Source organism: Salegentibacter salinarum, assembly GCF_900168115.1.
GTDB classification, from domain to species: domain Bacteria; phylum Bacteroidota; class Bacteroidia; order Flavobacteriales; family Flavobacteriaceae; genus Salegentibacter; species Salegentibacter salinarum.
Window position 1 is genome coordinate 500,188 of record NZ_FUZC01000001.1, and the last position, 25,145, is coordinate 525,332.

Consider the following 25,145-nt stretch of genomic DNA (forward strand, 5'->3'; position numbering starts at 1 on the left):
ATGAAGATGCGATAAAATCTAAATTTGAAAATAAAGGAAAGTTACAGCGTTATTTAGATGATGCGGTTATACTTTTTAGTTTGCTAAAGGATTATGCAAAAGGGAATTACAGGGAAGTACCCTTTAACGTAATTGCAGCCATTGGTGGCGCTCTTCTTTATGTGCTTTCTCCCATAGATTTAATCCCAGATTTTATTCCAATTATCGGTTATTTAGACGATGCTGCGGTAGTTGCTTTTTGCCTTAATTTGATAGAAAAAGATCTAATAACTTATAAGCTCTGGAAAAAGAAGAAAGTTTAATTTATTAGATTTTTGAAGAAAAATTTTCAATAAAAAACCTCACAGTAACGATTGTATCGAAACCGTGAGGTTTAATTTTTTTATAGAAAAAGTGTCTTAAATTCTTCCGTTAGGTTCAACCCATTTAAAGATATGTTGATCTTCCGGTATCGCCATACGGTCTGCAATTCTTCGCATTCTATCCGGTAATCTCATAAGATAATCCCTCGCTTTTTCAGCTTCATCGGTCAGGGAACGCATTTTATCTATTTCCCAGTATCCATTTAATTTTTCAAGAATTTCAATATAATCGTAAGTAGTATATACGCCTAGTCTTTGTGCTGCATTAGAGAAGTTTTCAAAAGCTTCAGCAATTCCCTGTCCGCTTTCGCGTAAGAATTGCGCGGGCATAACAATCTTCTTTTTCATCATATCGTGAAAAGCAAGCATCATTTGGCTGGGATCGTGTTCAAAAATGGTTTTTACAAATTCCCTATACGCCATATAATGCCTCATCTCGTCTCCGGCAATAATATTACACATTTTTCCCAGCATTTTATTACCTTTCTTTTTGGCTAACTGGCCAACACGCTTGTGTGAAATATTGGTGGCCAATTCCTGAAAACTGGTATACACAAAGTTTCTATAAGGATCACGACCGGTTCCAATATCAAAACCATCGTTTATTAAATACTGTGTGGTTTTTTCAATTTCACGCATATTTACACGACCCGAAAGATAAAGGTATTTGTTAAGCGTGTCTCCGTGGCGGTTTTCTTCTCCCGTCCAGTGGCGAACCCATTTAGACCAGGCGTTTTCTTCACCACGGCTTTTACCGTGCTGCTTTACACCTTCCATGTCCATAAGCCAGGATTCATAGGTAGGCAGGGCTTCTTCGGTAACCATATCGGCAACTAAAACAACCCAAAAATCGTATTCAAGTTCTTTTGCTTCTTCCCTAATTTGGGTAAGCTCATTCATATAATCTTCTCCCTGTAAATTTGGAAGTAAATCTGTAGGTTGCCAGATTTCTTCTACCGGGATGAGATATTTTTCAATGAAACCGTCTACCTCTTTCTCAACGGTGTTCATTACTTCTAATCTAATATTATCGAGGGCCATTGTATGTTGATTGGAGCAGGCATTTAGGAATCCTGCTGGGATTTATAATTATGCTACAAAAATTGCGCTTAAGTTTTTACTAATATAATTTAGCTTAAATAAAAGTCAAAATCTTTAAAGTACAAAGATATAAAGAGTAAAGGCGTTTTCTGGTAAAATCGTCTTAATTTCTGCCTTCCTCATCGGGATATAGCTTAAAAACCGGCTCACTTTGCCAAATTTCCTTTGAATTTACATCTATAGCCGATAATTTACCCATAAAAGCAGCGCCGGTATCTACATTCCAGATGTTTGCCCGTTTTACCGGCACATCTTCGTTAATTCGGGTCACCGGGGTATGCCCAATAAAGATTTCATCAAAAAGTCTTAGGCGTTTTGGGTAATTCATATCATCTGGCTTTATATTTTTATCTAAAGAAAGTGCCATTTCCCATAAAGTTCTATCCCAGTAAAAACCGGTGTCATGGTATTCCTGTTCGGGCCCATGTTGATTGGTAAAACCTGCGTGTACAAAGAGCCTGTTCTTCTTATCTACGTAATAATTAACCATCTGTTTAAAAAACTGGATATGCGCTTTTATTTCTTCCGAAGAAAAACTGCGGTAAGCATCAATACTGGATTGCCCGCCGTGTTCCAGCCATTTTTCGTTCAGCTCATCCGATTCCAGCCAGCGATGAGTGAGATCGTCGTGATTTCCACGGATGAAAATACAGGTGTTTTGCTTTGCGAATTCTATTAAATAGGAAACGACGTTAGCTGAATCACTCCAACCATCTACATAATCACCCAGGAAAATTAGCTCATCATCTGGGGTGATTTTAATTTTTTCAAGGAGCTGTATTAAAGCTTTTAATCCACCGTGAATGTCTCCAATAGCAATACTTCTACCCATATTAATTGTATTTTACTTTTCTTAAAATTCGCATACTTTCTTTATAATAATTATAAACTTCCTGGCTGTATTGTTTTAAAAATGGTTTTGCTTCTTCCAGTTTATCTATTGCCTTCTCAAAGTTATTTAAATAACAAAGTAAATAAGTTGAAGGCAAATTTTTTAGATCTTTTGTTTGTTGTTTATCTAACGGAAGTTTCTTTTTAAGTCTTTCCAGAAGTGTATTGTTAATGTTGTAAATATGATAAAGCGTTTTTTTGTCGAAATCCGGTGGCTCAAATAACAATTTGCTTTCTATATCATAACTTACGCTGTCTTTAAAGCGAATAATCACTTCTTCTAACGGATAAAACTGATATTTATCGTGTAGTCCCAATTGCACATATTCCAGGATTATAAATTGTTCTTCAGTAAGACTTATGCTCACCTGGTCCAAATCTGAATAAAATAATTTTACCTGCTCATTTATCAATTCTATATCTACGCGAGAATAAAATGTTTCGTTTTTTGCCTGAATCTTTTTCCCCGCCCAACATACCACAAAATATTCTTTAAAAACTTTATAAGTAGCGTTATAGTCTTTTCTTTTCTGAAGAAAATCAAAAACTCCATCCAGTGTTAATTCTATATTGTTATGCGAATGTTTTTCTATGGAATCTACGGTTTCAGAATTCACATCGGTTATTTTGATATCAAATACCTTTGGCATACTAATACTACCATCCCGTAAGAAAACCGAGCCGCCATAGTACTTCCAGATATTCTTTCTAAGTGAACATATTTTCCCGTGATTGGGTTTAATGGTTACCAGGCCAACCACTAAATTTCCCGGTAAATGAGGAAAAGGAATATTTTCATAAGAAATTAGCGGCGGATTGCTTAAATAAGCATTTACAAGATTTTGAATTTTACTGTCGTCAAAGAAATCGGTGCCTACAATACTGTTATCTTCATCCTGTACCCCAATTACGATGTATGAATTATTCTCGGGATTAGAATTAGAGAGTGCACAAACGTGCTTTAAAAACTTGGCTTTTCCTTCGCGTTCGCCAATATTGAGCTTCAGCTTTTTATCGTAAAAGCTGTTTTCGTCGTTATGAGCGAGTAGGTTTTTTATTAAAAGCCGTTTGTTAATCATAATAAACTTGTCGTTTCCGCGAAGACGGAAAAAGCTATTAAAATTTTATATTTTTTTATCAATCATTACACCATTCTCTTCTGCAATAAACATTTCAACTAAATCTGTTATGCCTATAAGAAACTGGCTTGAGATTATAAAATGCAATTTAAAATCCTGTTAAATTTAGTTAATCTAAACACCTGGATAAAATTTAATTGATGATGCTGCGTTTTCCTGTCTAAACAATTAATAAACCTTTTTATGAAAAGAACGATGAAGAACCTAAAATTAAAAAGCTTATTGCTGGCAGCAGTAGTTGCTTTTGGATTTACCAGTTGTAGTGATGATGATGAAAATGGAATAGAAGAAGGCAACGCCCAGTTAACGGTTAGAATGACAGATGCTCCCGGAGATTACGATGAAGTTTGGGTAGATGTTCAGGATGTTATGATAAAAACCGAAGCCGAAGTTGGTGAAGAAGAAGGGGAATGGGAAAGCCTTTCTAATGTAGAAACAGGCCGCTATGATCTACTTGAATTAACCGGCGGAGTATCACAATTACTGGCCGATGTAGAAATTCCTGCAGGTTATCTTGATCAAATACGTTTGGTTTTAGGACCTGACAATGTTGTAGTTATAGATGGAGAGGAAAACCCTATGGCTACTCCTAGTGCGCAACAATCTGGATTAAAATTAAATATTCAACAGGAACTTGAAGCAGGAGAAAGTTATGAATACCTTTTAGATTTTGATGTAGACGAATCTATTGGAACTACCGGGAACGGCGGATATATTCTTAAGCCAGTAATTAGAATGTCGGCTATGGCTAATACCGGATCAATTGTGGGAGAAGTACATCCTAGCGATACTAGATCTTTGGTAAAAGCACAGAATGCTAGCCATACTATCTCAGCATATACTGATGAAGGTGGGAATTTTGCACTACACGGTGTTCCGGCCGGAACTTACCAGGTTACCATTACTCCTGATGCTGAAACCGGCCTTGAAATGGTGCCCGTTGATAATGTAGAAGTAGTACAAGGGGAAGCAAAAGATCTTGAAATTATTTATTTGGAATAACTAATAGATTTCCCTTATAAAAAAAGAGCGGCTATTTTTAGCCGCTTTTTTGTTTTTTAACCATACATTAACAGCAGAAACGCTAATAATTTTCCAATTTGCGGCCTCGAATTCAAGGTCTTAAATACGCATAAAATGATAGATAACAACGCCTCTGTAGATATTGCAAGTTTAAATGAAAAAATAGAGAGGGAAAGTGCTTTTGTAGATTTACTAAATACCGAAGTCAATAAGGTAATAGTAGGACAAAAGCATATGATGGAACGCTTGCTTATAGGTTTATTGGGGCAGGGTCATATTTTGCTGGAAGGGGTTCCCGGTTTGGCAAAAACCCTGGCAATTAATACACTTTCTCAAGCCGTTCACGGTAGTTTCAGCAGGATTCAGTTTACCCCAGATCTTTTGCCTGCAGATGTTGTGGGAACTATGATCTATAATATGAAGCTGAATGATTTCAGCATTAAAAAAGGACCTATTTTCGCCAATTTCGTGCTGGCAGATGAGATTAACAGGGCTCCCGCTAAGGTTCAATCGGCTTTGCTGGAGGCTATGCAGGAAAAGCAAGTAACCATAGGCGAAGAAACTTTTATTTTAGACAAACCATTTTTAGTAATGGCCACGCAAAACCCGGTGGAGCAGGAAGGGACCTATCCTTTGCCGGAAGCCCAGGTTGACCGTTTTATGCTGAAAACAGTTATAGATTACCCTGAAATAAACGATGAGCAGTTAATTATGCGCGCCAATTTACGAGGGGAATTTCCAAAGGTAAATCCTGTGGTGAGTATCGAGCAAATTTTACGTGCACAACAAGCTGCTAGGGAAGTTTATATGGATGAAAAGATTGAAAAATATATCCTTGATATTATTTTTGCGACCAGAAATCCTGAAAAATATAATTTAAAAGATCTAAAACCTTTAATAAGTTTTGGCGCCTCCCCAAGGGGAAGTATTAACCTGGCCAGAGCTTCAAAATGTTATGCGTTTATAAAGCGTCGTGGTTATGTAATTCCCGAAGATGTTAGGGCGGTGGTCTTAGATGTGCTTCGCCATAGAATTGGAATTACCTACGAGGCTGAAGCCGAAAATGTAACTTCAGAAGATATTGTGCATAAAATAGTGAATGAGATAGAAGTTCCATAAAACTTATAGTTCGCCAAATTATCGCATTTTCCAATTAATTGCTGTGTAAAAACACAACCGCTTCCTGATGGATACCAAAGAGCTTTTAAAAAAAGTAAGAAAGATTGAAATAAAAACCCGGCGTTTGAGCGATCACGTTTTTGGCGGGGAATATCATTCTACTTTTAAAGGCCGGGGGATGACATTTAGCGAAGTGCGGCAATACCAGTTTGGTGACGATGTTAGAAATATAGATTGGAACGTAACCGCCCGCTACAGCGAACCTTTTATTAAGGTTTTTGAAGAAGAGCGCGAACTCACCATGATGCTTATGGTAGATGTTTCGGGTTCAGAATTCTTCGGAACTCAAAATCAGCTTAAAAAAGATGTGATTACTGAAATTGCTGCAACTTTAGCTTTTTCGGCAACACAAAACAACGACAAGATTGGGCTGATGCTTTTTTCAGATAAAATTGAACTTTATATTCCGCCAAAGAAAGGGCGTTATCACGTATTGCGAATAATCAGGGAGTTAATAGAGTTCAAACCGACATCTAAAAAAACCGATATAGCGGTCGCCATAAAATACCTATCTAATGTGATGAAGAAAAAGGCCATTGTCTTTATGCTTTCAGATTTTATGGACGATAATTATCAGCAGACTTTAAAGATTGCGGGCAATAAACACGATGTTACGGGAATCAGGGTTTACGATTCGGCTGAGGAGGAAATCCCAAATTTAGGATTGGTACAAATGTTGGATGAGGAAACTGGCGAATATGTTACCGTAAATACTGGTTCTAAATCGGTTAGAAGAAATTATGCTGAATATTATCGCGGAAGAGCAGCTTATTTCAATGAAAGTTTTACCCTTAGCGGCGCAGGCGTGATCAATAATCGCGTCGATGAAAGTTACGTAAAAAAATTACTGGGTTATTTTAAAAGAAGAGGTTAGAAACAAATGAATAAAAGATTTACAACAACCATAAAAAGTTATAAAGCGGCAGCCTTACTGCTTTTTCTGTTGTTATCTTTTCAGGTTTTTGCCCAGCAACCTCAAATTAATGCCGAAATAGATTCTTCTTCCATCAAAATCGGCGAGCAAATCATTTTTAGTATTGAAGTAGAAACCGATTCTACCGATTTAGTAGTTTTTCCTGAAGGACAAACTTTTGATCCTATGGAAATGGTAGAATCTTTAGGCGCCGATACGACTACGGTAGAAGACCGCTATAGGCTTTTAAAGAAATATTCACTTACCCGGTTCGATTCCGGTGCATACACCATTCCTCAGCAAAAAGTTATTATTCAAAATCGTGAATATTTAACCGATTCTTTTAGAGTTGAGGTGGCCGATGTAAAGGTTGATACCACCCGCCAAAAAATGTATCCTATAAAACCGGCGGTAGATGTTCCAAAACCTTTCAGCATTCCAAACTGGATTTGGTGGCTGCTGGCTGCTTTAGTGATTCTTGGACTTGCTTTTTATTTTTTCAGAAGAAGAAAGAAAAGAAAAGAAGCAGAGCCCGAATTACCACCTTACGAACAGGCTATGTTCGAGCTTAAGCAATTAGATAATTCATCTTTATTACAAGACCGGGAAATCAAGGAATATTACTCCCAACTTGCATTCATTGTAAGAAAATATCTGGACAGGAAAATCTATGACAGGGCGCTGGAAAGCACAACATCAGAACTTATCGCTTACCTGGAGTTAAGAAAACAATCGGGAGAATTAAGTCTGAAAGATAAATCTATAGATAACCTCCAGCAATTACTAAAGCGTGCCGATTTAGCCAAATTTGCTAATTCGCGCCCGGATGTAATTACCGCAAAAAGTGATAGAACTAAAGCTGAACACCTTATAAAAGACATTCGCCAGGTAGTTCCCGAACCAACCGAAGAAGAACTGATGTTGGATGAAAAATATCGAACCGAGAAATTAAAGCGCAAAAGAAGAAATAAAATCCTGGCTATAATTGGTGGCGTATTGATTTTAGGAATCATTGTCATAGTGGTTTTAGTAAACACCCGGGGCTTTGATTATGTGAAAGATTCAGTTTTAGGAAATGAAACCAAAGAATTATTGGAAGGCGATTGGATTAGAAGTGAATATGGTACGCCAACGGTTACCATAACCACGCCTGAAGTGCTTGTAAGAAAAGCGGTGGATCGTGACGATGAGCTTCAAGAAATGTTGCTGGGTAGTGAAACTTTTGATTCCGGAACGCTGGAAAGCAATCTATATATTTTACTAATTACCGGGCCTGTAAATCCGGAAGGTGATTTTAACCTTGATAAAGCGGTAGATGGAATTTATGAAAATTTAGAAAACCAGGGTGCCAGCAATATTATTATGAAAGAAGAAGATTTTTCTACCATTAATAATGCAGAAGGAATTAAGGTTTTTGGAACTTTTAATCTTGAAAACCCAATTACCGGCGGACCGATTCAAAAAGAATATGCTATACTGAATTTCGGTGAGAATGGTGGTTTTCAGCAGGTGATGGTGGTCTTTGATGAAGATGATGAATATGCCGAAGAGATATTACAACGCGTAGAAAATTCTATAGAATTAAAAAATCAGTCTAATTAATGTTTGCTAACTATACATTCGAAAATCCGGAATTTTTCTGGCTGTTCTTGCTGCTTTTGCCGGCAACGGCCTGGTATTTCTGGAAACGAAAACAGCAAACGCCAGAACTTAGAATGTCTAGCGTAAAAGGTTTTAAAGTAAAGCAATCGCTGCTTTCAAAATTAAAACCAATATTATTTGTATTGCGATTACTGGCCTTAGCATTATTAATTGTTGCAATGGCGCGACCAAGAACGGTAGATGTTACCACGCAAAGCAGCAATATAAGGGGTATAGATATTGTAATGGCCATAGATGTTTCGGCAAGTATGCTGGCGCGCGATTTTGAACCAAATCGCCTGGAATCTGTAAAAGAAGTTGGAGCGGAGTTTATAGAAAATCGGCCTACAGATAGAATTGGCCTGGTGCTTTTTGCAGGTGAAAGTTTTACAAAAACGCCTATTACTAGTGATAAAGGCATTGCACTTAGGGCTATTGAAGAAATTGAATACAGCGATGTGCTGCAAAACGGGACGGCAATTGGTTCAGGTTTGGCTACTTCGGTTAACCGGTTAAAAGATAGTGATGCAGAAAGTAAAGTGATCATTTTACTGACAGATGGTGTAAATAATTCAGGATTTATAGATCCTAAAACCGCCAGTGAATTAGCGGTGGAATTCGATATTAAAACTTATACCATTGGCGTGGGAAGCAATGGTAATGCGCTTACCCCGGTAAATATATTAGCTAACGGAAAGTTTCAATATGGGGTCCAGAAAGTGGAGATAGATGAAGCTTTATTGCAGCAAATTGCCGCAGATACCGGTGGAAAATATTTTAGGGCAACTGATAATGAAACGCTGGAAGAGATCTATGAAGAAATAGATAGCCTGGAGAAATCTGAAATAGAAGAATTTAGGTATTATAATTATACTGAGAAATTCAGGCCTTATGCTTTACTGGCTTTAGGTTTACTGCTTTTTGAAGTTATTTTGAGATATACTTTATTTAGAGGGTTTATTTAAAAATTGGAAAGAAAATTTTAATGATTTTAGAAGAGAAAATATATTTATGGCTTTTACTACTTATTCCGGTAGTAATCTTGCTGTACCTTATTTTCAGGCTTTGGCAAAAGCGTTCGCGCTCAAGATTTGCCAAACCCGAACTTCTAATTTTTTTATCACCAAACAAATCGGCATTTAAGCCTGTTGTAAAATTACTGCTCATCCTTGGCGCTTTTGCTAGCTTAATTTTTGGCCTTGTAAATCCCAAATTAGGTTCACAGTTAGAAACAGTAAAACGCGAAGGTGTAGATATTGTGTTTGCGGTAGATGTTTCAAAAAGTATGGAGGCCGAAGATATTGCGCCCAATAGATTAGAGAAATCGAAACAATTAGTACGGCAAATTATAGGCAATTTAGGAAGTGATCGCGTAGGAATTATAGCCTATGCAGGGAGCGCTTTTCCGCAGTTGCCAATTACTACAGATTATGGTTCGGCAGAGATGTTCCTGGAAAGTTTAAATACCGATATGATTTCTTCCCAGGGAACCGCAATTGGGGATGCTATAGATTTAGCTACCGGTTTTTTTGACGATAACCAGCAAACTAACCGCGTAATGTTTATTCTAAGTGATGGTGAAGATCACGAAGGAAATGTTGAAGATATGGCCGAACGAGCCGCCGAAGCCGGGATTAGAATTTACACAATAGGGGTAGGAACAACTAAGGGAGGACCAATTCCTATTAAGAGAAATGGAGTAGTTCAGAATTATAAAAAAGACAGCCAGGGAGAAACAGTAATTACAAAACTTGATCCCGCAATTCTTGAAGAAATTGCTAAGGAAACAAATGGCGAATATATAGATGGAAGCGTAACTGCTGAGGTAACCGAAAAAGTTCAGGAAGAGTTGCTTACCATTGAAAAAACAGAATTTGAAGCAAAACAATTTGCCGATTATAAATCCCAGTTTCAGTGGTTTGTTGGTTTGGCAATCTTATTGCTTTTACTGGATGTATTTATGCTGGAAAGAAAAACCGGCTGGATAAGGAAGCTTAATTTATTCAACGAAAAAAGAAAAACAGAGGAGTGATTCAATGAGAGGTTTTTCAGCAAACATATTATTAATAATTTTTGGGTTTTTGCTTTCCTTGCCGGTTGTTGCCCAGCAACAAAGTGATAAGGAAAGAGAAAGAGCTCAAAAAGAAGCCCGGCAATTGATGCAGGATGCCGATGTTGCTTTAGGTGAAAATAATTTTCCAGAAGCCGAGGCGGCTTATAGAAAAGCCATCGCCAAGGATCCTGAGAACGCTGAGGCGAGGTATAATATGGGGAATATGTATTATACCCGTGAGAATACCCCGCAAGCTGCACAACGTTTTAAAGAGGCTGCAGAGGTTGCAGATACTAAGACTGCCAAACACAAGGCCCACCATAATTTGGGGAATGCTTATATGAAGCAAAAAATGTATCAGGAAGCGGTAGATGCTTATAAAGATGCATTGAGAAATGATCCCACTGATGATGAAACCCGGTATAATTTAGCGCTGGCCAAAAAGATGTTGGAAGAAGAGCAGGAGCAACAGGACGATAACCAGGACGGTGGCGATGATGAAAATGAAGATCAGGACGAGCAAGACCAGGAAAATCAGGATCAGGACCAGGAGCAGGAAAACGAAGATCAGCAGGATCAGGATGGTGAGGGTAATAATGAAGGTGATCAGGATCAACAGAACCAGGATCAGGAAGAGCAGGAAGGCGACCAGGACGAGCAGGAGCAGCCGGAAGGCCAGGGTAACCAGGAAGATGAGGAGCAGCAACCCGAGGACGGGCAACCTCAACCTTCTCAGGGACAATTGTCACCAGAGCAAATTCAAAGTTTACTGGAAGCAATGAGTAATGAAGAAAGAAAGGTGCAGGATAAAGTAAATGCGGAAAAACAAAAAGGTGCCAAAGTGCAATCTGAAAAAGATTGGTAAAATTTTTGATACACTTCTTTCCAAAATCATACTTATCTTAAAGAAAGGAATTTTATAGATGAAGTTGAAGTTTTTAATACTTAGCATTTTATTATTTGCCGGCTTTGGTTTACAGGCCCAAGTAAAGTTCGAAGCCAAAGTGAGCAAAGACAAACTTGGTGTAAACGAACGCCTTAGGGTAGATTTTGAAATGAACCAGGATGGCGATAATTTTCGTCCTCCTTCTTTTGATGGTTTTACAGTTGTGGGTGGTCCAAACCAGTCGGTGAGCAATCGCTGGATTAATGGCGATCGTACTTATTCAAAGACGTATTCTTATTATTTACAGCCCAATTCCCGCGGGAGCAAGACCATTGCCCAGGCTGAAATTACTATAGATGATAAAACGTATAAAACCACACCAATAGATATCCAGGTAACCGCTGCGGTAGACGAACCTAAAGATGGCGATAATTCAGATCTAATAGCTTCAGATAATCTCCATTTAGTTGCCGAGGTTTCTAATCCTAATCCTTATTTAAATGAAGGAATTACCGTAGTTTATAAACTATTTGTGAGTCCGCGAATTAGTGTGAGCAATTTCAGGGAAGTAGACAGCCCTAAGTTTTCAGATTTCTGGAGTCAAAATATTGAAATAAGGGAATTGAGACCGGAAAATGGTGAGTATAGAGGAGAACCTTATCGATATGTGGTACTTAAAAAAGCAGTCCTTTATCCGCAGAAAACCGGTGAGCTGGAGCTTGAACCGCTCACTTTGTCAGTTTCTGTAGATGTTCCCAGTGACAGACGTGACATTTTTGGTAGCAGGATTTATAAAACCGTTAATAAAACTGTTGCGGCCGGCACCCGAACAATAGACGTAAAACCCTTACCTGATGGTAAACCGGCGGGGTTTACAGGTGCAGTAGGACAATTTAGCTTGGATGTAAGTACCACTAAAGATAAGCTTGATGCTTCGGAATCATTGGAAGCAAAGGTTGAAATTAGAGGAAACGGGAACTTAAATTTATTTGAATTACCCTCACTTCAAGTTCCATCTTCGCTTGAAATGTACGATCCCCAAAGAGCCGAAAACGTTACTACCACTTTAAATGGAAAACAGGGCAGTATTATAGATTCCTATACTATTGTGCCCACGAGAAAAGGTCAATATCCAATTCAGCCATTAACTTTTTCCTATTTTGATCCTGAGACGCAAACTTATAAGAGTGTGTCTTCCCAGGAGATTTTAATAGATGTAGAAGAAGGTCCGGTTAATACGTCGGGCGGCGGAATTGCAGAAAACAATAAGCGCTCGGTTAATTTACCTTCCGAACAATTTAGGTTTATAAAAACGCAAACCAATCTTAGGCTGTTAGAACAACAAGCTTTTTTTAGGTCCTGGACTTATTGGAGTAGTCTACTTTTACCATTGGCCGCCATTCCACTCTTTATTTTATTCGGAAAAAAGAGAGAAGCTATCGCAGCTGATGTACATGGAAACCGACTTAAGAAAGCGAATAAACTGGCAAGAAAATACCTTTCTGAAGCCAAAAAGAACCTGGGCGATCAGCAGGCTTTTTATGAATCCCTGGAGCGTGCAATGCATAATTACTTAAAGGCGAAACTTCAGATTCAAACTTCTGAAATGAGTAAAGAACGCATTTTAGAAATTCTGAATGAAAAAAACGTTCCCGATGAAACCTCTACTGAGTTTATTGAGGTTTTAAAAAGCTGCGAATTCGCAAGGTACACTCCGGCATCAAATTCTACCCAGCAGGAAGATTACGATAAGGCGGTAAAGGTAATTGCTAAACTGGATAAAGAAATTTAATATGAAAAAGCTGGTATTATTTTTCCTGGTACTTGTTTCTGCCACTTCGCAGGCGCAGAATTCTACGCTTTTTGAAGAAGCTAATGAAGCCTATTCAAACGATGATTTTGAAACTGCCATAGCTAAATATGAAGAAATCCTCGAAAATGGAGAAACTTCAGTAGCTACCTATTATAATCTTGGAAATGCTCATTATAAATTGAATAATGTAGCTCCAAGTATTTATTATTACGAGAAAGCATTGCAGTTAGATCCTACAGATGAGGATGTGCAAAATAATATTGAATTTGCACGTAGTATGACTATAGATGATATTCCGGTGGTAGAAGAAACCGGTTTTGAAAAAAGGATTAATCAATTTCTTTCTACTTTTTCCTATAATACCTGGGCATATTTTTCAATTGCTTTATCAATAATTTTTGTGGTACTTTTCTTATTCTACTATTTCAGTAGAAAACCGCTTATAAAACGTACGTTGTTTGCTTCTGCAGTTTTCGTATTTCTATTAGGAGGAATTTCAGTATTCTTTGCATTCCACCAGCAGGAAATTCAGTTCAACAATCAATTTGCTATAATTTTTACTGAAGAAGCAGCCGTGAAAAATGAACCTTCCCCTCGGGCTGAGACTGCTTTCAGCCTGCATGAAGGTACAAAAGCTAAAGTGCTTGAAGATTACCAGGGATGGGTGAAATTAGAGCTTTCTAACGGCACCCAGGGATGGATAGAAAATAATAATTTGAAGCGACTATAAGAAAAATTGATATTAGTTTAACATTAAAGTATGAGTATTTCTTGCTAATTAGAAGCATTTCTTATTATTTTTGCCGCTGTGAAAACACTGGTCTACATCCTCACTTTTATCTTTATGGCATTTTTAGCAACGCCTAGCATTGTTGCCTATATAGATAATTCTGTAGATGTTTCTTTTGCCTTTAATGTAAATGAAGAGGAAAGTTCTTCAAAAAACCAGATTAGCCTGGAGTTTAATGTTGAAGAGCAAAACACCAATTACGCCAGTATTCATTTTCTTCAGGAACAGGATTATACCGGTGATTTCTATACCGAAAGTTATCCTGTAGTATTTTTAGACGTTATCTTTCCCCCGCCCAAAAACGCTTAATCTAATTTAACTTTTTCTGGATTTTTATAAACTTACTGCAAATTTTGCAGTGGCTATAACATTCGTATTTAGGTTGTTATAAAAAATTCTATTCAATTTTTAAAAATTAGGTATAGAGACACTACTAAGCTAATTTTGCTTAGGTCTCAATTAATAAAGCGTTTTATATGTTTAAGCATTTTAATAAAGATTTCCCGGCAAGTATTGTAGTATTCTTCGTAGCGATTCCGTTATGTTTAGGAATTGCACTTGCCAGTGGAGCCCCATTGTTTTCCGGTTTAATTGCCGGTATGGTTGGGGGTATTGTTGTTGGTAGTATTTCTAACTCTCAATTAGGGGTTAGTGGTCCAGCAGCCGGTTTAGCGGTTATTGTTTTAGGAGCGATACAATCGCTTGGAAGTTTTGAAATATTTCTTGTTGCCGTTGTTCTTTCTGGTATAATTCAAATAATAATGGGAGCCTTAAAAGCCGGAATTATTGGGTATTATTTCCCCTCATCAGTAATTAAAGGAATGTTAGCGGGTATAGGTATAACAATTGCGATATCACAAATTCCAAATGCTCTTGGTTTCGCCAGTGATATGGAGATTTTCTCTATAGATCAGGGAGTTGGCCCGGCATTCAGTCAATTAGCCAGCAGTCTTCATTTTGGTGCAATTTTAATTACCCTTGTAGCCATTGCTATTCTACTTTTATGGGAGAAAGTCCTTACCGGGAAACATAAGATTTTCAGTATTGTACCAGGTCCTTTAGTTGCTGTAGCCATAGGAGTTATTTATTACCTTGTTGTAGAAGGTCCTGCTTTTGGAATTCAGGATTATCAATTGGTTACTGTACCGGTGCCAGATAGTGCTGCTTCTTTCATTGGGCAATTCTCTTTCCCGAATTTTGCCGAAATAGTGAATTCTGAAGTTTGGATTGTAGCTATTACACTTGCTATTGTTGCCAGTTTAGAGACTTTATTAAGTGTGGAAGCGATTGATAAATTAGATCCACTAAAAAGAACTACAAACACCAACCGCGAGCTCTATGCACAGGGAGCAGGTAATATGATATCAGGACTTATTGGTGGGTTACCGGTAACCCAGGTAATTGTAAGAAGTTCGACAAATATGCAATCTGGAGGTAGAACGAAACTTTCTGCCATTTTACACGGATTTTTAATTCTTATTTCCATTATCGCCATTCCAACAGTATTGAATATGATTCCTTTAGCAGTATTGGCTGCTGTACTTTTAATGGTAGGTTATAAACTGGCGAAACCGGCCTTGTTTAAGCAAATGTTTAAATTGGGAAAAGGACAATTCCTTCCTTTTATAATCACCATTCTGGGGGTTGTATTTTTAGATCTTTTAATGGGTATAGGACTTGGACTGGCAGTAGGTATTGCAGTTATTTTAATTAATAGCTACAAAAACTCTCACTTCCTGCATAAAGAAGGTTACGATGTTAATGACGGCGAGTACAAGATCACTCTTGCAGAAGAGCTATCTTTCTTAAACAAAGGTGCAATTCTAAGAGAATTAAATGAAATTCCAGAGAACTCTACAGTAATTATTGATGTAAGAAAAACCAGGGTATTAGATTATGATGTACTGGAAATTTTAGATGAATTTGCTATCAAAGCTAAACGAAAGAATATTACTATTAAACTTATTGCGAATAAAGGTGAAGTAGTAAATCCTGATAGTTTTAGAAGATTTTTTGGACTGGACGTTCCGGTTTAAAACTATAGAATAGAATTTTTTTAGAGGAAGTTTGAGAAGTTTTTTTAATTCGTCATCCTGAACTTGTTTCAGGATCTAAGCTGAAAAAGCCCAAAGTGTGGGTGCAGCTGGAGAAATCAAAAAGCTTTTTAAACTTCCTCTTTTTCATTTCCGAAGAAATCATTTTCTTCATTCAAAATATCTCTTTCCCGGGCTTCTCGAATAATTGAGGGAAGTATTGCCGGCGCGATGGTTTTTACAGGAGCGTATAATTTAGATTCCTCAAGGCTCTCTTCGCTAACTAAATCTATTTCCTCGTTAGTTGCGCCAAAAAACATAATAACCACGCTGGTTAAAAATGCCATTTTTAATAACCCAAAAGCACCGCCAAGTAATTTATTTACAATACCAAGAGCGGCAAAACCTGCCATTTTGGTTAAAATCTTTCCGGCAAGGGAAATTAGAAAAACAATAAGAATAAATGTAATGGCGAATGCTATTAGGTTAACATAATCTGAATCCCAGTTCATATTTTCAGAAAAGAAATCGCTTAAAATATGAGAAAAATGAATGGCACCGTAAATTCCGGCTACAATACCTACCAGGGAAGCAATTTCGGCCAGAAGGCCTCTAAAAAAACCTCTAACGAGTCCGTAAAGCAGGATTAAAGCCAGGACGATATCTACTGTGTTCATATTTCAAATATAGTAAAAACTACCTCGGAGCAAGCTTACGAGGTACTCATTAGAGCCATTATTTAATTTTTAGTGGCAAGGCTCTGAAATTTTAAATTTTTATTATTGAGTAAAACAACTTTGCCAAAATTTTCGCAAATTAATTCAAAGAAATCAGTCCTGTGAAGGAGTAATTACAAATACTAAGATATTATCTTTGTGGCATGACAAGAGATGAAAATTTGAAAGGTAGATGGGAAGGCTTGCAAAAAAAGCTTTCCAACCAGTTTGCCGATGGCGAAGCAATGGATTTGGATGCTATAATTTATGTAATTGGCGTTCAGGAATTAGGTCAGCCACACAAGAAATTTAAAAAAGACCATAAAATAGATTTAATGCATATTGCAATTTGCCGTTTACTGGAACCTTATGGATATTATGAATTTGATTATTTTGATGAAGAAGGATGGCCACATTATAAGATTTTAGAACAATTACCTACTTTAAAAGCCGGTGAGCAATCGGTTTTAATGAAAGAGGCCATTGTAAATTATTTTATCAATAACGGATACATAGATTAAAGGCGCCACGTGCTGCCTAAAACTACATTTTTACTAAATTTGCCCTTCTGAAAAGAAAAGGATCTCATGATAGATAAAATAAAGCAACATATAGCTGAAGTAGAAGCTTTTAAAACCGAATCGGCCAAGGAAGTAGAAGCATTCAGAATTAAATATCTTGGTAAAAAAGGAATTTTAAATGATTTCTTTGCTTCATTTAAAAAAGTTCCCAACGAGCAAAAAAAGGAGTTTGGCCAGGCGGTAAATTCGCTTAAAAAAGCTTCGGAAATTAAGGTTGCTGAACTTAAGGAAATCCTGGAAAGTAAAGAGGAAGAGAGCGGAGTTTACGGCGATCTTTCAAGACCGGGAGAACCTATAGAGATTGGAGCGAGGCATCCTATTTCTATCGTTAAAAACCAGATTATTGAAATCTTTTCCAACATCGGTTTTAATGTTTCTGAGGGTCCCGAAATGGAAGATGACTGGCACAATTTTACCGCTTTGAACCTTCCGGAATATCATCCGGCTCGTGATATGCAGGATACCTTTTTTATTCAAACAGACCCGGATATATTATTACGTACCCATACCTCTTCGGTTCAGGTCCGTTATATGGAAGATAACAAACCGCCAATTAGAACAATTTCACCGGGAAGGGTTTTTAGAAATGAAGCAATTTCGGCGCGTTCCCACTGCATTTTTCACCAGGTAGAAGGACTTTATATTGATAAAAACGTAAGTTTCGCCGATCTTAAGCAAACTTTGCTTTATTTTACAGAGCAATTATTCGGAAAATCGAAGATAAGGTTAAGACCTTCTTACTTTCCGTTTACCGAGCCAAGTGCCGAAGTAGATATTTACTGGGGCCTTGAAACCGAAACCGATTACCGAATTACAAAAGGCACCGGTTGGCTGGAAATTATGGGCTGCGGAATGGTAGATCCCAATGTGCTTAGAAATTGTAATATTGATCCTAAAGAATATTCGGGATTTGCTTTTGGAATGGGTATAGAACGTATTGCAATGTTGCTTTATCAAATAGGCGATATTAGAATGTTCTATGAAAACGACCTAAGATTCCTGGAGCAGTTTAAATCGTCGTTTTAATTAACCTGCCTTGGCCGAAAGCTAAAGCAAAATAACTTTTTTATGAAAAAAATTGGTTTAGTAATTTTCGGAATTCTTGCCCTTGGGGTAATTATTATTTTGGTAGCCGTAGAGATAATTGAATTTGCTTTAGGGGCCATTTTATTGGTTATTGCAGCACTTATTCTTTGGGGCTTGTTCAAATGGGCGAAAAATAAGATTGAAGACTAGTGAAGAAAGACATTAATATACCAAAGCTTGAAAAAGTTTATGTAGCGGCGGTAAAAGTCTACAACGAAGCTTTTAAGGTAGAGGAGTGGAATGCATATCTTATAAACGATAAAGATGAAGCTATTGAGATGGCTTTAATTGTGAGTAAGGGTTTTGATGAAAACAAAGTAACCTCTACCATTCGCCATAAACTGGAACATTTACCTGCAAAATCTTTCGCTAAAATCGAATTCATACAGGATGAAGTGCTTGCCCTGAATAATCAGTTTCAGGTGACTTTCTTTTCTGAAGGTAAAATGTATGAGAAGAAATATGTATTCAGGAAAAACAGCGTAAACGAAAAAGCTTTGCGCGAACTCCCAATTATCCCAAACAAAGGAATTTTAGCCGAATAACTAAGTAAGCTTTTCTGCCAGTTTTTTAATTACTTTTTTGGGGTTTTTTCCTTCGTAAAGAATGCCATAGACAGCGTTGATAATTGGTGTTTTTGCACCTTTATCTTTATTTATTTTATAGGCACTTTCGGTAGCATAATAACCTTCAGCAATCATACTCATTTCCATCTGCGCACTTTTGACTGTGTAGCCTTTTCCAATCATATTCCCGAACATACGGTTTCGGCTAAATACAGAGTATCCTGTAACCAAAAGGTCTCCTAAATAAGCTGAATCGTTTATGTTTCGCTTCATCTTATGTACTTTTTTAATAAAGCGTTTCATTTCTTTTATGGCGTTACTCATCAAAACACTCTGGAAGTTATCTCCATACCCTAATCCGTGGGCAATTCCGGCTGCAATGGCGTAAATATTCTTCAGCATTGCGGCATATTCGGTACCGGTTACATCATCGCTTATTTTGCATTTAATGTATTCACTGTCCAGGTTTTTAGCCACGATTTTAGCCTTTTCTTCATCGGTACAGGCAATGGTAAGATAAGAAAGCCTCTCCAGGGCAACCTCTTCGGCGTGGCAGGGCCCGGTAATTACTCCAATATTATCGGCGGGAACGTGGTGAAATTCTTCAAAATGTTCACCCACAATAAGGCTGCTCTCGGGCACAATTCCTTTAATAGCCGAAAAGATTATCTTGTCTTCCAAAGAAACTGTTAGCGCGTCTAATTCGCGCTTTAAAAAGGCCGAAGGAATGGCAAAAATTAAATAATCTGCTGCCGCAATTGTTTTATTAATATCACTGCTTAGTTCTAACTGGTCGTTATCAAATTCAACCGAGCTAAGGTAATTTGGGTTATGTTCCTGTCTTTTAATATGCTCAATAGCGTAAGTGCTGCGCATATACCAAAAAATAGTATCTACATTTTCGCTTAGCATTTTAACTATTGCAGTAGCCCAGCTACCGCCGCCAATTACGGCAAACTTTGGAGACTTATCCATAGGTTATTTTATTGTAATTCAAAAATAAGCAATTTTCTAAGTATATATAAAAAGACTGCGCTTATAAAGCAAAACATTAATGAATAATCAAAGAAACCGAGACTAAACTTTAACATCTATAAATTTTACCAATTTACAATTCTACACAAGTTTTTGCGTTCTCTTATAGACGATGAGGTTCTTTTTTATATAAAATGGATTTTCTTAGTTTTTTTGGTTGGTTATTTAGTTGAAAACCGCAAACTCGCAATATCTATTGTGGTTTGCGGTTTTTGTTTGAGAATTGAAAAATCTAACAAAAATTTAGGACTAAGAGTAAGACGGATACAAATTTCCTTTTGTACTTTTCTTTCACTAACTTAGTAATCAAGGATATGGGAATATTTTCATTTATAAAAGATGCCGGGGAAAAAATCTTCGGAAAAGAAAAAGAACAGGAAGAAGAAAACATAGAAATTTCTGAAGCGAAGAAAGAGGTTATACGAAAAGAGAATGCAAAAGCGGCAGATAAGCTCTTAAATACTATAAAGAGCCTGGATTTAAAAGTAGAAAATCCGGTAATTAATATTGAAAATAGTTCAGCTATAGTTTACGGCCTGGCGGATTCGCAGGCTGTTCGTGAAAAGATAGTGCTTGTAATTGGCAATTCTGGCGGAATTGCGAAGGTAGATGATAGGTTGGCCGTTAAGAAAGAAGAACCTGAATCTGGTTTTCATACGGTTGAAAGAGGTGAGAATTTAAGCAAAATAGCGAAAGAGCATTATGGCGATGCAAATAAATATACGGTGATTTTTGAAGCCAATAAACCAATGCTTAAAGATCCCGATAAAATATTTCCGGGGCAGGTTTTACGAATTCCGCGCCTGGATAAGAAATAAAGATTAAAGACTGTTTAAAGTTTTTGAGGTTGTTACATTGAGGGCAGACGACGTCCTATAGCTTGTAGTTCCACAATGAAAAAAGTAGGTTCAATCAGCTAACCAGAACAGCTAACATAAGATTTTTTAAACAGTCTTTTGTTTTTTTTAATTCCGACTATTTATAAAAATTCATCAGTTTAATATAATCCCAAACCGCATCAGGCAACATGGGCTTTATAAACTTTCCTTCCTTTACCGCTTTTCTAATAAAAGTTGAAGAAATTTCTACCACGGGAGCCATTACGCGGGTTATTTTTGGATGATCTTTAAACTCATTTTCCACCTTTCCGCCTGAAATTCTTGGGTAAACATATATTTGATGATTTTCCAAAATCACTTCGTAATTCTTCCACTTGTGGAAGGTTTTCAGGTTATCCTCACCCATAATCGGGCAAAATTCGTTTGTAGGATATTTTTCCTGAAGATGTGCCAGCGTAGTACTTGTATAGTTGGGTTGCGGTAAGCCAAATTCAACATTAGAAGGCTTTAAATGTTCAAAACCTTCACAGGCTTTGTAAACCATCTCCAGCCGGTGATGATTTTCTAAAAGCGTACTTTTCTTTTTATGCGGATTATGAGGAGTAACCACCAGCCAAACTTCATCTAAATCTGAAAATTCGGCCATATGGTTGGCAATAATAAGGTGCCCGATATGAATTGGATTGAAAGTCCCAAAAAACAAACCGACTTTCCTATTCATTTTTAGCCGAATTTTTTACGCCTACATACGTTGCCACAAGATCGTAAGCTTCCTGAAGCGCGGTATCTAAATGATGATTTTCAATAATAAAATCGAATTGCGGGGCAGTTGCCAGCTCAATTGAGGCTTTTGCCACACGCATATTTATTTTATCGTCACTTTCGGTTTTGCGCTTTTTCAACCGAATCTTTAATTCTTCAATACTTGGGGGTTTCACAAAAACCGCTAGGGTTTTCTCTGGATAGATATTTTTAATATCCAGTCCGCCAACCACATCAATATCAAAAATCACGTTTTTTCCGTGAGACCAAATGCGTTCTACTTCGCTTTTTAAAGTTCCGTAGAAATTATCGCGATAAACTTCTTCCCATTCCAGGAATTCGTCGTTTTTTATCTTCTTTTTAAAGTCCTCTAAAGAAAGGAAATAATAATGCTGCCCGTCTTTTTCTTCACCTCTTGGTTCACGAGATGTGGCAGAGATAGAAAACTCCAGGTCTAATTCTTTGTGCTTTAATAAATGTTGGACTATCGTGGTTTTTCCCGATCCTGAAGGCGCCGAGAATACGATAAGTTTACCATCGCTCATTTAGAGTACGTTTAAAAGTTGTTCTTTGATTTTTTCCAGCTCATCCTTCATTTGCACCACCAGTTGTTGCATAGGGGCATAGTTAGATTTACTTCCAATTGTATTGATCTCACGCCCCATTTCCTGAGAAATAAAACCGAGTTTTCTCCCGTTGGAATCCTGCGAATTTATGCTTTCGTTAAAATAGGCAAGGTGGTTTTCCAGCCTTACTTTTTCTTCGGTAATGTCAAATTTTTCAATGTAATAAACCAATTCCTGTTCAAAGCGGTTGTCGTCAACATTCTCTTTAAGATCGGCCACCCCTTTTCTAAGGCGTTCCTTTACCGCATTCACTCTTTCCGGATCAATTCTTAATACTTCTTGAAGTAAAGCCTCAATATTATTAACACGAAGTTTCAGGTCTTTTTCCAAAGCTTCCCCTTCGTCTGTTCTAAACTGGTTGATTTCCTCCAGGGCTTCAATCACCGCGGCTTCAATTGCTTTAAATTCAGATTCGTCAATTTCTTCGCGTTCTGTAGTTACAGCATCGGGCATTCTTACTGCCATTTTTAACAACTCGGTTTCGTCACCGTCAACAATACTTTTCAGTTGTTGCATATAATTTTTGACTACTCCCTGGTTTACAGAAGCGGAAGTTTCTTCGCCGGTTATCTCTACAAAAAGGGAAAAATCCACTTTTCCGCGGGTAAGCGATTTAGAAATTGTATTTCTTAGTTGAAGTTCTTTTTCGCGGTATTGCGAGGGGATTCGGGCGTTTACATCAAGATTTTTGCTGTTTAGCGACTTGATTTCAACGGTTACTTTTTTTGATGGGAGCTGCGTTATACTTTTCCCAAAACCTGTCATTGACTGAATCATGCGTGATTTTTAAGCTTGCGCAAAGATAATCAATTCTGTAGCAGCGCAAAGCCGGCCAATGCCTATTTTGCAGATTCTGGATTTATTGGTTCCGTTCGCTTATAAATTTTAATGCTCGCTGTTCGTGATAATATAACTTTTTACGCTGAAAAAAACCAACGTGCCCACCGTGTTTCGGTATTTCAAGATGAAGAAATTCAGAGTTTTTAGCCACTTCTACCGGATAGGAATGTGGTGACAGAAACGTATCATTTTGTGCGTTAAGCAAAAGTGTAGGAATTTTAATCTTCGGTAAAAAGCCTATACAACTGCACTTTTTATAATAATCTGAAGCATCTTTAAAGCCGTGCGCTCTACTGGTGTAAAGTTCATCTATGGCGAGTAGTGAATTACATTGTGTGATTTCTTCTTTAGTGATTTCTGAAGGAAAATACGTTTGCCGAAGTTGTAATTCCTTTTTCAGGTTTTTTATAAATCGCTTTGAATAGAGAAAATTATGGGTTTTGTTAAGTTCTTCCAGGGAAGCGCCTAAATCACAAGGGGTAGAAACGGCTACTGCCGATTTAATTTCTGAAGGAATCTCATTTTGTTCTCCTAAATATTTCAGCATTAAATTGCCGCCCAGGCTAAAACCCACTAGGCCGATTTCTTTATACTTATTTTCCTGCTGAAGATGATTTATCACCGCCTCAAGATCTTCGGTAGCACCCGCGTGGTAACTGCGGTAGAGTCGGTTTATTTTCCCGCTGCAGCTTCTAAAATTCATTGAAGCTACATCCCAAGCGTTATCCTGAAAATGCTTTGCCATCCCGAGCATATAAGGGCGGTTGGCATTTCCGGCGAGTCCGTGCAGTAAAATGATAATTTTCTCGTTTTCAGTCGAATAAAAACTTCGTTCCAAATCAAGGAAATCTCCATCGCTTAATTCTATGCGATTTTTGACCTTAAAACGGAAGTCAACTTTGCGTAAAGTTGCTGCATAAATACTGGAAACATGCGCGTTTTTAAAAATCCCTGGAGCGTTATATTCGGTTTTAATTAGAGGCATATCACGCAAAGTTAAGAATGTTAAGTTTTAAAATAATTATGCGTGCATAATATTTATGCTTAATTTTATTAAAAAAATAGAGAGAATGTACACCAAAGAATTTGAAATACGCTGGAGTGATATAGATGCAAACAGGCATTTGGCCAATACGGCTTATGTAAATTTTATGAGCCACACAAGGATGGCTTTTTTAATGGAGAACGGCTTTGGGCAGAAGGATTTGGCGAAGAATAATATTGGTCCGGTGGTTTTTTACGAGCACATTTATTATTTTAAAGAAGTGTTTGCCGGTAAACCTATAAAGGTGACTTTACAGTTAAAAGGATTGGCAGAAGACGGAATGTACTTTGAATTTCTGCATAATTTTTATGATGAAAAAGGTCGAAATTTTGCCAGTTGTGAAATGATGGGCGCCTGGATAGATTTAAAGGAAAGAAAACTTACCAAATTACCTAAAGCCCTGCGTGATAATTTAGACAGTTTAGGCCATACTGATGATTTTAAGATCTTAACTAAAGAAGATACCAGGAGATTCGGAAAACGGCCACAGCATTTAGAACCGGAAAAGTTAGGATTTTAGGGACTTCCTCGGCGGAATTGATTAAATTCCCGCATCGAAAAACATCAATTTTATATAAAATCAGAAAAAGAACAAACCCGGGAGATCCTTAAATTTTCCGGGCTTGCCTTTTTGGTTTTACTCGTGTTTGTTCTTCTTGGATTAATGCTGGAATGGTATCTTCTACCCATATTTGTTGCGCCACTAATCCTCTCGGTTCTGGCACCGTTTATAGACACACCGCAAGGAAAAAAGCAGGGGAAATTAATCTATCATTCTCCACTTTTTATTACTGAAAGAGAGAAAAATGGAAAAATCATTATTCACGGCGGAACCCTTTTCGATTACTATTATTTGATTGATAGAAACTGGAAAGCGAAGCAACGAATAAGGTATATTTTAAGACAGTATATTTTAGGCCTGGTAAAACTTACAGAATCTTATAATGAAAATGAAGCCGCAGAAATCACCCTGGAAGGCACAAGCTATATCTTAAACGAAAGGACAGCTCAAAAACTGGGTTTTACGAAAAAAAGAACTGATATACTTCAGCAAATTATACTTACTTATAATTATTTGCAGATACTTCTGGCAAATTCTCTTGCGAAAAATAAATTGAGTTTTCCGGCCGTAGGAAAAGTGAATACGTATACCGCGTCACTTTCGACTATTAAAAGGAATAAAAATTATTTAAAAAAACTCGCTGAAAAGCTGAGAGATTAAAAC

General features: G+C 37.3%; 27 protein-coding genes and 1 pseudogene. 19 read left to right on the forward strand and 9 right to left on the reverse strand.

The window, feature by feature from the left end; all coding sequences use genetic code 11:
- Window positions 1-128: 128 nt before the first annotated feature.
- Window positions 129-233, forward strand: a pseudogene (locus B5X53_RS19580) (YkvA family protein); the annotation flags it as partial.
- Window positions 234-398: 165 nt separating this feature from the next.
- Here the strand turns inward: B5X53_RS19580 and B5X53_RS02205 are convergent.
- From B5X53_RS02205 to B5X53_RS02215, 3 genes are all read right to left on the reverse strand, one after another.
- Entirely contained in the window at window positions 399-1,403 is a 1,005-nt protein-coding gene (locus B5X53_RS02205) for an acyl-ACP desaturase (RefSeq protein WP_079711590.1), read from the reverse strand.
- 163 nt (window positions 1,404-1,566) lie between these two features.
- Window positions 1,567-2,295 (reverse strand): metallophosphoesterase family protein, encoded by a 729-nt coding sequence (locus tag B5X53_RS02210; RefSeq protein ID WP_079711591.1) that lies wholly within the window; start codon window positions 2,293-2,295, stop codon window positions 1,567-1,569.
- Between the two features lies 1 nt (window position 2,296).
- Window positions 2,297-3,433 (reverse strand): ATP-binding protein, encoded by a 1,137-nt coding sequence (locus tag B5X53_RS02215; protein WP_079711592.1) that lies wholly within the window; start codon window positions 3,431-3,433, stop codon window positions 2,297-2,299.
- A gap of 243 nt (window positions 3,434-3,676) precedes the next feature.
- On the opposite strand from B5X53_RS02215, the gene B5X53_RS02220 reads away from it, so the two are divergent.
- The 11 genes from B5X53_RS02220 to B5X53_RS02270 all read left to right on the forward strand — a co-directional run bounded on the left by B5X53_RS02220 (window position 3,677) and on the right by B5X53_RS02270 (window position 15,827).
- On the forward strand, window positions 3,677-4,495 hold the full coding sequence (locus B5X53_RS02220; RefSeq protein ID WP_079711593.1) for a DUF4382 domain-containing protein: 819 nt from the start codon (window positions 3,677-3,679) through the stop codon (window positions 4,493-4,495).
- Between the two features lie 135 nt (window positions 4,496-4,630).
- The gene (locus B5X53_RS02225; protein ID WP_075325291.1) at window positions 4,631-5,635 is read left to right on the forward strand and encodes an AAA family ATPase; all 1,005 of its coding nucleotides are present in this window, start codon (window positions 4,631-4,633) and stop codon (window positions 5,633-5,635) included.
- 67 nt (window positions 5,636-5,702) lie between these two features.
- The gene (locus B5X53_RS02230; protein ID WP_079711594.1) at window positions 5,703-6,569 is read left to right on the forward strand and encodes a DUF58 domain-containing protein; all 867 of its coding nucleotides are present in this window, start codon (window positions 5,703-5,705) and stop codon (window positions 6,567-6,569) included.
- A 6-nt stretch (window positions 6,570-6,575) separates the two neighbouring features.
- On the forward strand, window positions 6,576-8,210 hold the full coding sequence (locus B5X53_RS02235; RefSeq protein ID WP_079711595.1) for an LPXTG cell wall anchor domain-containing protein: 1,635 nt from the start codon (window positions 6,576-6,578) through the stop codon (window positions 8,208-8,210).
- Entirely contained in the window at window positions 8,210-9,214 is a 1,005-nt protein-coding gene (locus B5X53_RS02240) for a VWA domain-containing protein (protein WP_079711596.1), read from the forward strand. Before B5X53_RS02235 ends, B5X53_RS02240 begins: the two co-directional genes overlap by 1 nt.
- Before the next feature lie 20 nt (window positions 9,215-9,234).
- Window positions 9,235-10,281, forward strand: a complete 1,047-nt coding sequence (locus B5X53_RS02245; protein ID WP_079711597.1) for a VWA domain-containing protein — start codon at window positions 9,235-9,237, stop codon at window positions 10,279-10,281.
- A 4-nt stretch (window positions 10,282-10,285) separates the two neighbouring features.
- Window positions 10,286-11,167 (forward strand): tetratricopeptide repeat protein, encoded by an 882-nt coding sequence (locus B5X53_RS02250; protein WP_079711598.1) that lies wholly within the window; start codon window positions 10,286-10,288, stop codon window positions 11,165-11,167.
- A 58-nt stretch (window positions 11,168-11,225) separates the two neighbouring features.
- Window positions 11,226-12,980 (forward strand): BatD family protein, encoded by a 1,755-nt coding sequence (locus B5X53_RS02255; protein ID WP_079711599.1) that lies wholly within the window; start codon window positions 11,226-11,228, stop codon window positions 12,978-12,980.
- A gap of 1 nt (window position 12,981) precedes the next feature.
- Window positions 12,982-13,731, forward strand: coding sequence for a tetratricopeptide repeat protein (locus tag B5X53_RS02260; protein WP_079711600.1), 750 nt, complete (start codon window positions 12,982-12,984; stop codon window positions 13,729-13,731).
- A 114-nt stretch (window positions 13,732-13,845) separates the two neighbouring features.
- The gene (locus B5X53_RS02265; RefSeq protein WP_079711601.1) at window positions 13,846-14,100 is read left to right on the forward strand and encodes a hypothetical protein; all 255 of its coding nucleotides are present in this window, start codon (window positions 13,846-13,848) and stop codon (window positions 14,098-14,100) included.
- A gap of 167 nt (window positions 14,101-14,267) precedes the next feature.
- A complete protein-coding gene (locus B5X53_RS02270) occupies window positions 14,268-15,827 on the forward strand; it encodes a SulP family inorganic anion transporter (protein WP_079711602.1) in 1,560 nt (519 codons plus the stop codon).
- 128 nt (window positions 15,828-15,955) lie between these two features.
- Here the strand turns inward: B5X53_RS02270 and B5X53_RS02275 are convergent, their stop codons facing one another.
- A complete protein-coding gene (locus B5X53_RS02275) occupies window positions 15,956-16,501 on the reverse strand; it encodes a CvpA family protein (protein ID WP_079711603.1) in 546 nt (181 codons plus the stop codon).
- A 203-nt stretch (window positions 16,502-16,704) separates the two neighbouring features.
- On the opposite strand from B5X53_RS02275, the gene B5X53_RS02280 reads away from it, so the two are divergent.
- From B5X53_RS02280 to B5X53_RS02290, 4 genes are all read left to right on the forward strand, one after another.
- Window positions 16,705-17,061 carry a hypothetical protein gene (locus B5X53_RS02280; RefSeq protein ID WP_079711604.1) on the forward strand — a complete coding sequence of 119 codons (357 nt, stop codon included), beginning with the start codon at window positions 16,705-16,707 and terminating at the stop codon, window positions 17,059-17,061.
- 66 nt (window positions 17,062-17,127) lie between these two features.
- The gene (gene pheS / locus B5X53_RS02285) at window positions 17,128-18,147 is read left to right on the forward strand and encodes a phenylalanine--tRNA ligase subunit alpha (RefSeq protein ID WP_079711605.1); all 1,020 of its coding nucleotides are present in this window, start codon (window positions 17,128-17,130) and stop codon (window positions 18,145-18,147) included.
- Between the two features lie 42 nt (window positions 18,148-18,189).
- On the forward strand, window positions 18,190-18,357 hold the full coding sequence (locus tag B5X53_RS18985) for a hypothetical protein (RefSeq protein ID WP_157822059.1): 168 nt from the start codon (window positions 18,190-18,192) through the stop codon (window positions 18,355-18,357).
- Entirely contained in the window at window positions 18,357-18,752 is a 396-nt protein-coding gene (locus B5X53_RS02290) for a hypothetical protein (RefSeq protein ID WP_079711606.1), read from the forward strand. The genes B5X53_RS18985 and B5X53_RS02290 overlap by 1 nt, the downstream gene beginning before the upstream one ends.
- On the opposite strand, the gene B5X53_RS02295 is transcribed toward B5X53_RS02290, so the two are convergent.
- The gene (locus tag B5X53_RS02295; protein ID WP_079711607.1) at window positions 18,753-19,748 is read right to left on the reverse strand and encodes an NAD(P)H-dependent glycerol-3-phosphate dehydrogenase; all 996 of its coding nucleotides are present in this window, start codon (window positions 19,746-19,748) and stop codon (window positions 18,753-18,755) included. It lies immediately after the preceding gene.
- Between the two features lie 374 nt (window positions 19,749-20,122).
- Between B5X53_RS02295 and lysM the strand changes: the two genes are divergently transcribed.
- Window positions 20,123-20,626 (forward strand): peptidoglycan-binding protein LysM, encoded by a 504-nt coding sequence (lysM, locus tag B5X53_RS02300; protein WP_079711608.1) that lies wholly within the window; start codon window positions 20,123-20,125, stop codon window positions 20,624-20,626.
- 157 nt (window positions 20,627-20,783) lie between these two features.
- Here lysM and nadD read toward each other — a convergent pair whose 3' ends face one another.
- The 4 genes from nadD to B5X53_RS02320 all read right to left on the reverse strand — a co-directional run bounded on the left by nadD (window position 20,784) and on the right by B5X53_RS02320 (window position 23,860).
- Window positions 20,784-21,368, reverse strand: coding sequence for a nicotinate (nicotinamide) nucleotide adenylyltransferase (nadD, locus tag B5X53_RS02305; protein ID WP_079711609.1), 585 nt, complete (start codon window positions 21,366-21,368; stop codon window positions 20,784-20,786).
- Complete coding sequence (gene gmk / locus B5X53_RS02310; protein ID WP_079711610.1) at window positions 21,361-21,954, reverse strand: guanylate kinase; 594 nt, start codon at window positions 21,952-21,954, stop codon at window positions 21,361-21,363. The genes nadD and gmk overlap by 8 nt, the downstream gene beginning before the upstream one ends.
- Window positions 21,955-22,812 (reverse strand): YicC/YloC family endoribonuclease, encoded by an 858-nt coding sequence (locus B5X53_RS02315; RefSeq protein WP_079711611.1) that lies wholly within the window; start codon window positions 22,810-22,812, stop codon window positions 21,955-21,957.
- 82 nt (window positions 22,813-22,894) lie between these two features.
- Complete coding sequence (locus B5X53_RS02320; RefSeq protein ID WP_079711612.1) at window positions 22,895-23,860, reverse strand: YheT family hydrolase; 966 nt, start codon at window positions 23,858-23,860, stop codon at window positions 22,895-22,897.
- Window positions 23,861-23,915: 55 nt separating this feature from the next.
- Here B5X53_RS02320 and B5X53_RS02325 point away from each other — a divergent pair, with 55 nt between their 5' ends.
- Complete coding sequence (locus tag B5X53_RS02325) at window positions 23,916-24,440, forward strand: acyl-CoA thioesterase (protein ID WP_079711613.1); 525 nt, start codon at window positions 23,916-23,918, stop codon at window positions 24,438-24,440.
- Window positions 24,441-24,563: 123 nt separating this feature from the next.
- Window positions 24,564-25,142 (forward strand): hypothetical protein, encoded by a 579-nt coding sequence (locus B5X53_RS02330; protein WP_101022999.1) that lies wholly within the window; start codon window positions 24,564-24,566, stop codon window positions 25,140-25,142.
- Window positions 25,143-25,145: the final 3 nt, after the last annotated feature.

What these genes read in the sequence shown, in the direction of transcription:
- B5X53_RS02205 (WP_079711590.1), bottom strand. Translation starts at nt 1,403, where the DNA reads ATGGCCCTCGATAATATTAGATTAGAAGTAATGAACACCGTTGAGAAA.
- B5X53_RS02210 (WP_079711591.1), bottom strand. Translation starts at nt 2,295, where the DNA reads ATGGGTAGAAGTATTGCTATTGGAGACATTCACGGTGGATTAAAAGCT.
- B5X53_RS02215 (WP_079711592.1), bottom strand. Translation starts at nt 3,433, where the DNA reads ATGATTAACAAACGGCTTTTAATAAAAAACCTACTCGCTCATAACGAC.
- B5X53_RS02220 (WP_079711593.1), top strand. Translation starts at nt 3,677, where the DNA reads ATGAAAAGAACGATGAAGAACCTAAAATTAAAAAGCTTATTGCTGGCA.
- B5X53_RS02225 (WP_075325291.1), top strand. Translation starts at nt 4,631, where the DNA reads ATGATAGATAACAACGCCTCTGTAGATATTGCAAGTTTAAATGAAAAA.
- B5X53_RS02230 (WP_079711594.1), top strand. Translation starts at nt 5,703, where the DNA reads ATGGATACCAAAGAGCTTTTAAAAAAAGTAAGAAAGATTGAAATAAAA.
- B5X53_RS02235 (WP_079711595.1), top strand. Translation starts at nt 6,576, where the DNA reads ATGAATAAAAGATTTACAACAACCATAAAAAGTTATAAAGCGGCAGCC.
- B5X53_RS02240 (WP_079711596.1), top strand. Translation starts at nt 8,210, where the DNA reads ATGTTTGCTAACTATACATTCGAAAATCCGGAATTTTTCTGGCTGTTC.
- B5X53_RS02245 (WP_079711597.1), top strand. Translation starts at nt 9,235, where the DNA reads ATGATTTTAGAAGAGAAAATATATTTATGGCTTTTACTACTTATTCCG.
- B5X53_RS02250 (WP_079711598.1), top strand. Translation starts at nt 10,286, where the DNA reads ATGAGAGGTTTTTCAGCAAACATATTATTAATAATTTTTGGGTTTTTG.
- B5X53_RS02255 (WP_079711599.1), top strand. Translation starts at nt 11,226, where the DNA reads ATGAAGTTGAAGTTTTTAATACTTAGCATTTTATTATTTGCCGGCTTT.
- B5X53_RS02260 (WP_079711600.1), top strand. Translation starts at nt 12,982, where the DNA reads ATGAAAAAGCTGGTATTATTTTTCCTGGTACTTGTTTCTGCCACTTCG.
- B5X53_RS02265 (WP_079711601.1), top strand. Translation starts at nt 13,846, where the DNA reads ATGGCATTTTTAGCAACGCCTAGCATTGTTGCCTATATAGATAATTCT.
- B5X53_RS02270 (WP_079711602.1), top strand. Translation starts at nt 14,268, where the DNA reads ATGTTTAAGCATTTTAATAAAGATTTCCCGGCAAGTATTGTAGTATTC.
- B5X53_RS02275 (WP_079711603.1), bottom strand. Translation starts at nt 16,501, where the DNA reads ATGAACACAGTAGATATCGTCCTGGCTTTAATCCTGCTTTACGGACTC.
- B5X53_RS02280 (WP_079711604.1), top strand. Translation starts at nt 16,705, where the DNA reads ATGACAAGAGATGAAAATTTGAAAGGTAGATGGGAAGGCTTGCAAAAA.
- pheS (WP_079711605.1), top strand. Translation starts at nt 17,128, where the DNA reads ATGATAGATAAAATAAAGCAACATATAGCTGAAGTAGAAGCTTTTAAA.
- B5X53_RS18985 (WP_157822059.1), top strand. Translation starts at nt 18,190, where the DNA reads ATGAAAAAAATTGGTTTAGTAATTTTCGGAATTCTTGCCCTTGGGGTA.
- B5X53_RS02295 (WP_079711607.1), bottom strand. Translation starts at nt 19,748, where the DNA reads ATGGATAAGTCTCCAAAGTTTGCCGTAATTGGCGGCGGTAGCTGGGCT.
- lysM (WP_079711608.1), top strand. Translation starts at nt 20,123, where the DNA reads ATGGGAATATTTTCATTTATAAAAGATGCCGGGGAAAAAATCTTCGGA.
- nadD (WP_079711609.1), bottom strand. Translation starts at nt 21,368, where the DNA reads ATGAATAGGAAAGTCGGTTTGTTTTTTGGGACTTTCAATCCAATTCAT.
- gmk (WP_079711610.1), bottom strand. Translation starts at nt 21,954, where the DNA reads ATGAGCGATGGTAAACTTATCGTATTCTCGGCGCCTTCAGGATCGGGA.
- B5X53_RS02315 (WP_079711611.1), bottom strand. Translation starts at nt 22,812, where the DNA reads ATGATTCAGTCAATGACAGGTTTTGGGAAAAGTATAACGCAGCTCCCA.
- B5X53_RS02320 (WP_079711612.1), bottom strand. Translation starts at nt 23,860, where the DNA reads ATGCCTCTAATTAAAACCGAATATAACGCTCCAGGGATTTTTAAAAAC.
- B5X53_RS02325 (WP_079711613.1), top strand. Translation starts at nt 23,916, where the DNA reads ATGCTTAATTTTATTAAAAAAATAGAGAGAATGTACACCAAAGAATTT.